The 10,747-nt window shown below is 41.9% G+C and carries 11 protein-coding genes and 1 riboswitch; of the genes, 4 read left to right on the forward strand and 7 right to left on the reverse strand.

The window, feature by feature from the left end:
• Positions 1-90: 90 nt before the first annotated feature.
• The 7 genes from B7695_RS04805 to B7695_RS04835 all read right to left on the reverse strand — a co-directional run bounded on the left by B7695_RS04805 (position 91) and on the right by B7695_RS04835 (position 6,781).
• Positions 91-1,833 carry an ABC transporter ATP-binding protein gene (locus tag B7695_RS04805; protein ID WP_084890052.1) on the reverse strand — a complete coding sequence of 581 codons (1,743 nt, stop codon included), beginning with the start codon at positions 1,831-1,833 and terminating at the stop codon, positions 91-93.
• On the reverse strand, positions 1,823-3,568 hold the full coding sequence (locus B7695_RS04810; RefSeq protein WP_084890055.1) for an ABC transporter ATP-binding protein: 1,746 nt from the start codon (positions 3,566-3,568) through the stop codon (positions 1,823-1,825). Before B7695_RS04810 ends, B7695_RS04805 begins: the two co-directional genes overlap by 11 nt.
• 206 nt (positions 3,569-3,774) lie before the next feature.
• Positions 3,775-4,410 (reverse strand): DUF421 domain-containing protein, encoded by a 636-nt coding sequence (locus B7695_RS04815; protein ID WP_084890058.1) that lies wholly within the window; start codon positions 4,408-4,410, stop codon positions 3,775-3,777.
• Complete coding sequence (locus tag B7695_RS04820) at positions 4,407-4,862, reverse strand: DUF3290 family protein (RefSeq protein WP_061439772.1); 456 nt, start codon at positions 4,860-4,862, stop codon at positions 4,407-4,409. The genes B7695_RS04815 and B7695_RS04820 overlap by 4 nt, the downstream gene beginning before the upstream one ends.
• 126 nt (positions 4,863-4,988) lie before the next feature.
• On the reverse strand, positions 4,989-5,630 hold the full coding sequence (locus B7695_RS04825) for an SdpI family protein (RefSeq protein ID WP_084890060.1): 642 nt from the start codon (positions 5,628-5,630) through the stop codon (positions 4,989-4,991).
• Positions 5,611-5,898 carry an autorepressor SdpR family transcription factor gene (locus tag B7695_RS04830; protein WP_000006510.1) on the reverse strand — a complete coding sequence of 96 codons (288 nt, stop codon included), beginning with the start codon at positions 5,896-5,898 and terminating at the stop codon, positions 5,611-5,613. The genes B7695_RS04825 and B7695_RS04830 overlap by 20 nt, the downstream gene beginning before the upstream one ends.
• Complete coding sequence (locus B7695_RS04835) at positions 5,882-6,781, reverse strand: CPBP family intramembrane glutamic endopeptidase (RefSeq protein ID WP_084890063.1); 900 nt, start codon at positions 6,779-6,781, stop codon at positions 5,882-5,884. Before B7695_RS04835 ends, B7695_RS04830 begins: the two co-directional genes overlap by 17 nt.
• Before the next feature lie 218 nt (positions 6,782-6,999).
• On the opposite strand from B7695_RS04835, the gene B7695_RS04840 reads away from it, so the two are divergent.
• The 4 genes from B7695_RS04840 to B7695_RS04855 all read left to right on the forward strand — a co-directional run bounded on the left by B7695_RS04840 (position 7,000) and on the right by B7695_RS04855 (position 10,527).
• Positions 7,000-7,827, forward strand: a complete 828-nt coding sequence (locus B7695_RS04840; RefSeq protein ID WP_084890065.1) for an exodeoxyribonuclease III — start codon at positions 7,000-7,002, stop codon at positions 7,825-7,827.
• A gap of 11 nt (positions 7,828-7,838) precedes the next feature.
• Entirely contained in the window at positions 7,839-8,225 is a 387-nt protein-coding gene (locus B7695_RS04845) for a bleomycin resistance protein (RefSeq protein ID WP_084890067.1), read from the forward strand.
• A 233-nt stretch (positions 8,226-8,458) separates the two neighbouring features.
• A riboswitch (purine riboswitch) is annotated at positions 8,459-8,554 on the forward strand.
• 129 nt (positions 8,555-8,683) lie between these two features.
• Positions 8,684-9,265, forward strand: a complete 582-nt coding sequence (locus B7695_RS04850) for a xanthine phosphoribosyltransferase (RefSeq protein ID WP_084890069.1) — start codon at positions 8,684-8,686, stop codon at positions 9,263-9,265.
• Entirely contained in the window at positions 9,265-10,527 is a 1,263-nt protein-coding gene (locus B7695_RS04855) for a nucleobase:cation symporter-2 family protein (protein ID WP_084890071.1), read from the forward strand. The genes B7695_RS04850 and B7695_RS04855 overlap by 1 nt, the downstream gene beginning before the upstream one ends.
• Positions 10,528-10,747: the final 220 nt, after the last annotated feature.

Raw genomic sequence — 10,747 nt, forward strand, 5'->3', positions numbered from 1 at the left:
TATTTGTCAACATTTTTCATTATACCACAAAATGGAAAAGGCGGTGTAAGAAATCTGTAATTTGAAGGATTTCCTTCTTATACTAGAGTATTAGGACATAGCCCCTGCCTGCAAGCTATACATCTTGTGATAGGTTCCTCCCAAGGCCAAGAGTTCCTCATGGGTTCCACTCTCGATAATGCGCCCCTTGTCCAAAACATAGATGCAGTTGGCGTCTTGGATGGTAGAAAGGCGGTGGGCAATGGCAATGGTTGTCCGCCCCTGTCTCATCTTCGCCAGAGAAGCTTGAACCAAGCTTTCTGTTTCAGAGTCAATATTGGCTGTCGCTTCATCCAAAATCAAGATTTTAGGCTGACTAGCAACTGTTCTGGCAAAGGCAAGAAGCTGACGCTGTCCAGTAGAAAAGCTCGAACCACGTTCGGAAACAGGTGCATCATATCCCAGCGGAAGGTCCTGAATAAAGGAATCTGCATCCACAAAGGCAGCTGCAGCCTGAACCTGCTCATCACTGATATCTTGGTACATGGCGATATTGGACTTGATGGTCCCATGATAGAGGAAGGGTTCCTGCAAGACCAGACCGATATTTTTTCTCAACTCTTCCTGACTGAAATCCCTGATATCCACATTATCCAAGAGAACTCGCCCTGACTGAAATTCATAAAAGCGCATGAGGACATTGATAATGGAAGATTTCCCCGAGCCTGTATGCCCTACAAAGGCAATGGTTTCACCCTTGTTAACAGAGAAAGAAATGTCATCCAGAATCGGCTGTTTTCCATCATAAGAAAAACACACATGTTCAAATCGAATATTGCCTTCTTGGACTTTGGCTTGCCCATCTTTTTGAAGAGGCTCATAGGTCTTCTCGTCAATCAAGGCAAATACACGCCCTGCAGACACCATGGACGTTTGAAGGGTTGAAAAGTTTTGCGTCACCTCGATCAAGGGATCAAAGAGGCGATTGATGTACTGGATAAAGGCATACATGGTTCCGGCCGTTATACCGATAGAAAGACCACGGTAGCCAAAATAGGCCATCAAGACAGCGTATCCTAGGAGTTTCAGCAAACTCATGGCAGGTCTCAAAAAGAGGGCATCCAAGGCTACAGAACGGTTGGCATAGAGCAAGTGTTCTTGGTTGATCTCATCAAATTCTGCCTGCAGGCGCTTCTCTTGATTAAAGGCCTGGATTATTCTGATTCCCTCAATGTTTTCAGCCAGCTTGCTATTGATATCTGACAAGAGACTTCTGGTTTTCTCAATGATTTTCACTGATTTTTTCCGATAGAGATTGACTAAAAGGAAAATCAAGGGGAGAAAGAGCAGTACTAAAGTCGTCAAACGAAAATCCAACACCAACATGGTATAAAGAGTTGTCAGAAAGATGAAAACTGCTGAGATAAAGCTAGACAAAATCCCTGAAAACATATCACTGATGGTCTCAGTGTCATTTGTCAAACGAGAGACAATCGAGCCTGCTGGTGTCTTGTCAAAGTAAGACATGCCCAGCTTTTCCATATTGGCAAAGGCATCGCGACGAATATCCCTAACGATGCTGTAGGACACGCGCGCAAAAAGAAGATTGCCGACATACTGAACTAGAGTTTGTAGGATATAAAGACCATAGTAGGCTAGCAACACTGTCACGGCAAGTTGGTTGAAATTGCTGAGATACTTGTCAATAAAGTGGGAAGCCACGAGGGGAATGACACTTTTGATGACCGTCGTCGCTAGGAGAAAACTGAGTGCCAAAAAGGTCAGGAGTCCATAGGGCTTTAGATAGGACATCAAGCGCTTCAATACAGCCCATTGTTCTTGTTTATTCTGCATCTTCTTCTCCTTTCATTTCCAGCTGCTGAGATTGGTAGGTTTGGGCATACCAGCCATCTAAAGCTAGCAGGTCATCGTGCCTGCCCCGTTCGATGATTTGACCATTTTGCAGGACTAAGATCAGATCTGCATGGACAACTGCACTGAGGCGATGAGCCGTAATAATGGTTGTCTTGTCCTTTCGCGTCTCCTTGAGGTTATCGATGATGGCATACTCTGTCTTGGCATCCACAGCCGACAAGGAATCATCTAAAATCAAGATATCTGGGTCTAAAATCATAGCTCGACTCATGGCTAGACGCTGCTTTTGACCGCCAGAAAGACTGACTCCTTTTTCACCAATCAGCGTATCAAATCCCTGAGGCATGGCTACAATGTCTTGGTAAACTTGGGCTAGCTTAGTCGCTTCCTCGACCGCTGAAAGAGGCAAATTAGGATTTCCAAAACGAATATTGTCTAAAATCGAAGTAGCAAAGAGAAACTGGTCCTGAGGAACATAGCCCATAAGACTGCGAAGGTCTGTCAGACGATAATCACGAATATTATGACCGTTTAGGTAAATAGCACCCTTATCCACATCGTATTCACGCAAGAGAAGCTTGATCAAGGACGTTTTTCCAGAGCCTGTCTGACCAACCAAGCCCAGGGTTTGCCCTTTTTCTAAACTAAAGTGAATATCCGTCAGTATTTCCTCATTTTCAAATGCAAAACTATCAATAGCATACTGCAAGCGCCCATTTTCAATGCCATCTAAAGGAAACTCAGGATCTTGTACAGACGATTCCTGAGACAAAAGTTCCTCAATCCGCTGGTAAGAAACCTTCCCTCGCTGAGTAATATTAAAGAGGAAGCCGATGGCCATAAGAGGCCAAACCAGCATATCCAAGTAGCTAATAAAGGTGACCAGATTACCAACCGTAATCTGCCCCTCCTGAACCATCAAGGAGCCGACCAAGAGCGTTAAAACATAGGAGGAACCAACAAATAAGAGAACCATGGGGTCAAAGAGACTATCGTATTTCATGGTTTGGAGGTTCTTTTGGAAGGTCAATTCATTGACTGCCTGAAAGGACTTCAACTCGTCCGCCTGGTAACCGAAAGACTTGGTCACTTTAATACCTGATACAGACTCCTGTACCTTGTTATTGAGTTCGGAAAAGGCAGCCTGCGATTCGCCAAAGGCCTTGTGGGTCTTTCTACCTAAACGACTGGTCGCATAAGCCATGAAAGGCAGGGGCAAAATGGCAACCAGAGTCATCTGCCAGGAAATGCTAAAGAGCATGGTCAGCAAGGTCACTAAAGCTGTGATAGAGGCATCCACCGCAGACATAACCCCGCCACCTGCCAAACGAGTCAAGGCATTGATATCGTTGGTTGCGTGCGCCATCAGGTCCCCCGTTCGATAGGTCTGATAAAAGGCTGGAGACATTTTTGTAAAATGCTCAAACAAGCGAGAGCGCATAATCTGCCCCAGTCGGTAGGAAGTCCCAAGGATATACATACGCCAAACATAGCGCAGATAGTACATCCCAAAGGCCGCTAGCAGCAAATAAAATAGGTCAAGAAGTAAATCCTGCTGGGTTAATTGTCCCGATGTGATGGCATCAATGACCCGCCCCATAACCATGGGGGGAATGAGATTGAGGACGGAAACCAAGACCAAGGCCACAATCCCGACTAGATAACGGCGTTTTTCTAACTTGAAAAACCACCAAAGTTTTTGAATAATGGACATAAAATCCCTTTCTGATTGCAAATGGAAACCTGAGGCCAATACTCAATGAAAATCAAAGAGCAAACTAGGAAACTAGCCGCAGGCTGCTCAAAGCACTGCTTTGAGGTTGTAGATAGAACTGACGAAGTCAGTGACCTACATACGGCAAGGCGACGTTGACGCGGTTTGAATTTGATTTTCGAAGAGTACAAGACCCCAGGTTTTTCTTATTCATAGGTTACGACTGTGACAGCACCCTTGTCATACTCAGCGATAAAGATGTTGGCTACATTGTCATGCCCTTGCTTGCTGAGATTATCAAGCAACCACTCTTCACTACGACCAATCGATTCCAAGACATCGACTTGTATCACACCATCAGTCACAACTGGATACTTAGGATTTTCATCTCCTATTTGTACCACGATGAGTTGGCCATTTTGCTCCTGCACAGCGCGTTTGACCTGCTTCATCTGGAAAATCCCTTGACTACGAAGCTTGAGGGCTACATCCGCTGCAGACAAACCAACTGAACGACAGGCTTCTGGATCAATCTGCCCATTTTTGATGAGGAGAGTCGGTTTTCCATCAATCAAGTGTTTGACAAAACGAACATTGTTATTAAGCCATTTGAGGGTCAAAACCAAAATCGTCCACATCATCAAAATCACTGCGTACTGGAGAATGCTAATAGAACTATTGTAAATCACCCCACCGAGAATACCACCGAGAACATAGTTCTGAATTTGGTCTGTCGCAGAGTTAGGCGCCAGATTTCCCTTTCCTGTCACATTGATAACAAAAACAAGCGAGAAAAGACCCAAGGCCAGTTTGATTAAAATTTCCATATAGTTGAGTGTCATTTGTTTACCTCCACCAATTCAATAGCGTCTGTTTGATTGAATTCTAATTTTTCTAAAAGATACTTGTCTGGTTGGCTCCCGTTCAAAGCGCGATAGAAATTTGAACCTACCTTGATTAGCGCTCCATCAGTGGCTGCAGAAGTATTGACATAAACTTCTGATTTATCTACTCCCAAGTCTTTGGAAACAACCTCTATAAAATGAAGGGAGGTTTGAAATTGGTTATTAGAGGCTTGATTGGTCTGGTATTTTGAAATTGTCACCAAAAGCATGGCTACCAAGGTCAAGGCCAAAATCATGACCAATTCCCGAAACTTAGTCCCCTTTTTATCACGATAAGCCTTAAAAGCAAAAAATCCTGTGATAGCTAGGAGCACAATCCCAAAGCCAATCATGATTCCATTTTGTTGACTGATTTGGCTGAGTACATAGTCATATGAGTAAAATTTCATTTATTTTCACTCCCTTTCATAAAATCATTCTTAATTATAAACGAAAGAGGGTGATTTTTCAAACCATACGTTGGGGAAATAGACATATCAGACCAACTTCTCAAACTAATGACTCCAGTAGCTATTTCAAGATTCTGATTTTGATAATTGATAAGAATAGACACTAGGAATTATCACTACAAAGAAAAGTGTCAAGAAGAATACCCAGTAAACATACAGTTGCACAAAGGAATTTAGAAACAATAACAATCCTCCTAATACCCAAATTTTTCCAGCTAGGCGATGCGTTTTTCTCCAGTTTTCATCATTCTCCAAGGTCCACGGTAGTCGAATACCGATTATATAATTTCGGTGTGTTTTTGGTAGATAATTTCCAATTACGATCATCACGACTCCCATAAAAATCTGAGCTAGTAGCCCACTCATCATGGAATAACCCAAAGATTCTCCGAAGATAGAAATCATTAATAGACAAGATACAAAAGGAATAATCCAGTAAATCAAAACTTGTATTTTTGAACTGATATTGCTAGATTTAGGATCCTTAATCATTAAAAATAGAAGCACCCAATGCATCAAAAGCATGAGAGCCGGCAATCCAAAGATAGCAAACACTTTATGATTGTAGCCATCTGCTTGACCCAGTAGATTAAAATGAGTGGGTATCTCCTCTGGTAATTGATTCCAGAAAACACAACCTACAAGGGAAGGTAGTAGGATGAGAATGCTCGTAAATAATACCAATTTCTTATTGATTTTTATCTTCATCAAAATGATCTCCTTTCAGATCTGCTAGCCAAACCATTATATCCTCTAAAACCGATGTATTTAACTCATAATAAATAAAGTTTTTTTCTTTCATTTCATGAATCAAATCCGCTGCTTTCAAAATCGTGAGATGGTGTGAAATAGTTGCACTAGTCAACTCAAATTGACTGGCAATTTCTCCTGCAGATAATCTACCTGCTTTGAGTAAATTTAAAATCTCTCTCCTAACTGGATGAGATAAGGCTTTAAAACTATTTGCAAAACTCATAATGACTCCTTTCCCTTTGTAATATTAGTAGGGCTAGGACTAAGCAAGGTAGAACTGATAGCATCCCTGTCGGTGATGGGCCTAAAATCAAGAGGCTTGAAACTTTTTCTCCTGGTAATTGAAAGAGTAACCCAATACCTGCAGTTGCATTGATTGCCCCATGAAATAGGGCTGAAGCCCAGATAGAGCCTGTCTTTTCCAACAACCAGCTTAACAATATTCCTAGGCTAAAACAAAATAGAAACATAGCAACAACTCCCAAAACGGGATAAGCAAAATAAGTAAGACCATAATTATATCCTTGCAAATTGATTGGTAAATGCCAAAGACTCCAAATGAGACCAAGCAAGACATGAGTCTGAACTATTGAAAAGCGTCCTCTTAGAGCTGGGTAAAGATAGCCACGCCAACCAATTTCCTCTCCCAATGCAAAGAAACTATTAAGAAAAGGAGCGTAGGTCAAACTAGCTAGGATTTGAATCAAGGCCAAGAAAGATAAGGGAATGGCTGATTGAGAGACACCTTTTTCTTGTAAGATGGCTTGAATAGATTCAAAACCAAGACTGAAATTGCTAGGGAATACAAGAAAATAAAGTCCCGCTCCTAAAAAACTGATGACAGCTGGTAACCAGATAGCTAGTAAGTAAAAGCGCCAGTTGCTCTTGAGATTCACAACTAATTTAGATTTGATTCCACTAGGTTGATTCGTAATTTTCCCTAAAATAAAGATTGCAAGCGCAGGCATCCACATGGCTACAATACTAGCAAGCTGACTCCATGGAGAATTTAGACCAACACCACTTAGCCATAGTGTCAACCATATTATCCAAGCAAGGGCATAAGCCAAGACCACAAAAAGAAGGATTGTTCTCTTATTTGACATATATGTAACTTCACTTTCTATTTAGATGTTTTTCTAAATAACATTATACACCTTTCTATTCTAAACACAAGAACTATTTAGATTTTTTTCTAAATAGTTTAGGGAATTTTTATTTTCTCAGGATAAAGTCTAAAGAGTAATTTTCAAACCATACGTTGGGGAAATAGGCCTTTTTTTGGTATAATAAAATCTATAATCTGAATGAAAAAGGTAACTTTATGAAACTTATCTCATGGAATATTGATTCCCTCAATGCTGCCCTAACTAGTGACTCAGCTCGTGCAAAATTGTCCCAAGAAGTCCTACAAACCTTGGTCGCTGAAAATGCTGATATCATCGCTATCCAAGAAACCAAGCTTTCTGCCAAAGGCCCTACAAAGAAACACTTGGAAATTTTAGAAGAACTCTTCCCAGGCTACGAAAACACGTGGCGCTCTTCCCAAGAGCCTGCCCGTAAAGGCTATGCTGGAACCATGTTCCTTTATAAGAAAGAACTTACACCTACTGTCACTTTCCCAGAAATCGGTGCCCCTTCTACCATGGACTTGGAAGGTCGTATCATCACTCTAGAATTTGATAAATTTTTCGTGACCCAAGTTTACACTCCAAACGCTGGTGACGGCCTCAAACGCTTGGAAGAACGTCAAGTCTGGGATACCAAATATGCTGAATACTTGGCTGAACTAGACAAAGAAAAACCAGTCCTTGCAACCGGTGACTACAATGTAGCCCACAATGAAATCGACCTGGCAAATCCTGCCAGCAACCGCCGTTCACCTGGATTTACCGACGAGGAACGTGCTGGATTTACCAACCTTTTGGCAACTGGATTTACCGACACCTTCCGCCATATTCATGGCGATGTTCCCGAACGCTACACTTGGTGGGCACAGCGCAGCAAGACTTCTAAAATCAACAATACAGGCTGGAGAATCGACTACTGGCTGACAAGCAACCGCGTGGCTGACAATGTGACCAAGTCTGATATGATTGACTCAGGTGCGCGCCAAGACCACACACCCATTGTCATGGAGATTGAACTCTAAGGAGAAAACGAATGGACTATCAAGCTGTCATTCCTGAATTTGTAGTATCTGACATCGAAAAATCACGCCACTTCTACTGCGACTTGCTGGGATTTTCTGTCGAATACGAGCGTCCAGAGGAGAAATTTCTCTTCCTCTCGCTTGAAGACTGCCAACTTATGCTAGAAGAAGGCAGCGCAGAAGAATTAGCTCAGCTGACCTATCCTTTCGGGCGCGGTGTCAATATTTCCTTTGGCATTGCAGATGTTCCAAAACTCTATCAAAAAGTGGTGGAGGCTGACTATCCTATCCAACGTCCCCTGACAAAAAGAGAATTTCGAGTAGGAGATAGCTTTATATATCCCCATGAATTTGCGATTTTGGATCCAGATGGCTATTTTTTAAGATTTAGTGAGTAGAATAATAAAGATTGGGAAAAAGTCTTTAAAGTTAGAAAGAGGCATATTGTCAGGTGTTTAAAAACTTAATAATATGCCTTTTATGATGGAAAAACCTTCTAAATGTTAGCCAATAAGTTAATTTTTGCCCATTTTTATTATATTTGTTCGTTTTTTAAAACCAAAACACTAACAAAATATTTGATTTCTAAAGTTATTTAGTGTAAAATAAAAACATTGGCTCAAGCCTATTTAAAATTGAATATCATTTTACTTGTTTATGTCGTGAATTGGCACGACGTTTCTACAAGGTGCCGGAACACCTAACAATAAGTAAGTCAGAAGTGAGGTATGGTCGTTTTTGCCATGCCTATTTTGGGGACTTACTTAGAGATTAAGTAGGTCCTTTTTCTATCAGTTTTACTGGATAGAAATCTGAAACAAGCAAATGGATTGGCTTTTAGACTTTAGGAGGTCTTATGAAATTATTAGAAGATCGCATCCTCAAGGATGGGCATATCTTGGATGATAACATCCTCAAGGTGGATTCCTTTTTAACCCACCAAGTTGACTTTAGCCTGATGCAAGAAATTGGTAAGGTTTTTGCGGAAAAATTTGCTTCTGCTGGCATTACCAAAGTCGTAACCATTGAAGCGTCGGGTATTGCCCCAGCCGTTTTTACAGCTGAAGCCTTAAACGTTCCCATGATTTTCGCTAAAAAAGCTAAGAACATCACTATGAACGAAGGTATCTTAACCGCCGAAGTTTACTCCTTTACCAAGCAGGTAACAAGCACTGTTTCTATCGCTGGAAAATTCCTCTCACCAGAGGACAAGGTATTGATTATCGACGATTTCCTTGCTAATGGCCAAGCCGCCAAAGGCTTGATTCAAATCATCGAACAAGCTGGTGCCACAGTCGAAGCCATCGGTATCGTAATTGAAAAATCCTTCCAAGATGGCCGTGATTTGCTTGAAAAAGCAGGCTATCCTGTCCTATCACTCGCTCGTTTGGATCGTTTTGAAAATGGTCAGGTCGTATTTAAGGAGGCAGATCTCTAATGCAAACTCAAGAAAAACACTCGCAAGCAGCCGTTCTTGGCTTGCAGCACTTACTAGCCATGTACTCAGGATCTATCCTGGTTCCCATCATGATTGCGACAGCCCTTGGCTATTCAGCTGAGCAGTTGACCTACCTGATTTCTACAGATATCTTCATGTGTGGGGTGGCAACCTTCCTCCAACTCCAACTCAATAAATACTTTGGGATTGGACTTCCAGTCGTTCTCGGAGTTGCCTTCCAATCGGTCGCTCCCTTAATTATGATTGGACAAAGTCATGGTAGTGGCGCTATGTTTGGTGCCCTTATCGCATCAGGGATTTACGTTGTTCTTGTTTCAGGCATCTTCTCAAAAGTTGCCAATCTCTTCCCATCTATCGTAACAGGATCTGTTATTACCACGATTGGTTTAACCTTGATTCCTGTCGCTATTGGAAATATGGGAAATAACGTTCCAGAACCAACTGGTCAAAGTCTCTTGCTTGCAGCTATCACTGTTCTGATCATCCTCTTGATTAACATCTTTACCAAAGGATTTATCAAGTCTATCTCCATTTTGATTGGTCTAGTTGTTGGAACAGCCATTGCTGCTAGCATGGGCTTGGTTGACTTCTCTCCTGTTGCAGCAGCACCACTTGTCCATGTCCCAACTCCACTCTACTTTGGGATGCCAACCTTTGAAATCTCATCGATTGTCATGATGTGTATCATCGCAACGGTATCTATGGTTGAGTCGACTGGTGTTTACCTAGCCTTGTCTGATATCACAAAAGATCCAATCGACAGCACGCGCCTGCGCAACGGTTACCGTGCAGAAGGTTTGGCCGTACTTCTCGGAGGAATCTTTAATACCTTCCCGTACACAGGATTTTCACAAAACGTTGGTTTGGTTAAATTATCAGGCATCAAGACTCGCCTGCCAATCTACTACGCAGCTGCTTTTCTGGTTCTCCTTGGACTCCTTCCTAAGTTTGGTGCCCTTGCCCAAATCATTCCGAGCCCTGTCCTCGGTGGTGCCATGCTTGTGATGTTTGGTTTTGTGTCTATTCAAGGGATGCAAATCCTCGCTCGTGTTGACTTTGCTAACAATGAACACAACTTCCTTATCGCAGCTGTATCAATCGCTGCAGGTGTCGGACTCAACAACAGTAATCTCTTTGTCAGCATGCCAACAGCCTTCCAAATGTTCTTCTCAAACGGAATCGTCGTAGCTAGCCTACTCGCTATTGTCCTCAATGCCGTATTAAATCATAAAAAGAAATAAGAAAAAGAGGTGCGAGCCCAATGTCATTAAGTTAGTGATCTAACTACTTGAATAGGAGGTATGATTGAGATCATCAAAGTGATTCTCTATCCTATCTTCTATTTTTTTGCATGACAAATAAAGGTTTTTTCACCCTATTTTTTGAGATTTATGTTACTCTATAGATGAAATCAACTACCGATTGGGCCTTTATCTTTCTTGGATATTTTCGATTCGGTCG

It is taken from the genome of Streptococcus mitis, from assembly GCF_002096845.1.
Lineage (GTDB): Bacteria > Bacillota > Bacilli > Lactobacillales > Streptococcaceae > Streptococcus > Streptococcus mitis_A.

Coding starts and splice junctions, on each gene's coding strand:
- B7695_RS04845 (WP_084890067.1), top strand. CDS start 7,839: ATGGACTATCAAGCTGTCATTCCTGAATTTGTAGTATCTGACATCGAA.
- B7695_RS04825 (WP_084890060.1), bottom strand. CDS start 5,630: ATGAAGATAAAAATCAATAAGAAATTGGTATTATTTACGAGCATTCTC.
- B7695_RS04835 (WP_084890063.1), bottom strand. CDS start 6,781: ATGTCAAATAAGAGAACAATCCTTCTTTTTGTGGTCTTGGCTTATGCC.
- B7695_RS04830 (WP_000006510.1), bottom strand. CDS start 5,898: ATGAGTTTTGCAAATAGTTTTAAAGCCTTATCTCATCCAGTTAGGAGA.
- B7695_RS04850 (WP_084890069.1), top strand. CDS start 8,684: ATGAAATTATTAGAAGATCGCATCCTCAAGGATGGGCATATCTTGGAT.
- B7695_RS04820 (WP_061439772.1), bottom strand. CDS start 4,862: ATGAAATTTTACTCATATGACTATGTACTCAGCCAAATCAGTCAACAA.
- B7695_RS04815 (WP_084890058.1), bottom strand. CDS start 4,410: ATGACACTCAACTATATGGAAATTTTAATCAAACTGGCCTTGGGTCTT.
- B7695_RS04805 (WP_084890052.1), bottom strand. CDS start 1,833: ATGCAGAATAAACAAGAACAATGGGCTGTATTGAAGCGCTTGATGTCC.
- B7695_RS04810 (WP_084890055.1), bottom strand. CDS start 3,568: ATGTCCATTATTCAAAAACTTTGGTGGTTTTTCAAGTTAGAAAAACGC.
- B7695_RS04855 (WP_084890071.1), top strand. CDS start 9,265: ATGCAAACTCAAGAAAAACACTCGCAAGCAGCCGTTCTTGGCTTGCAG.
- B7695_RS04840 (WP_084890065.1), top strand. CDS start 7,000: ATGAAACTTATCTCATGGAATATTGATTCCCTCAATGCTGCCCTAACT.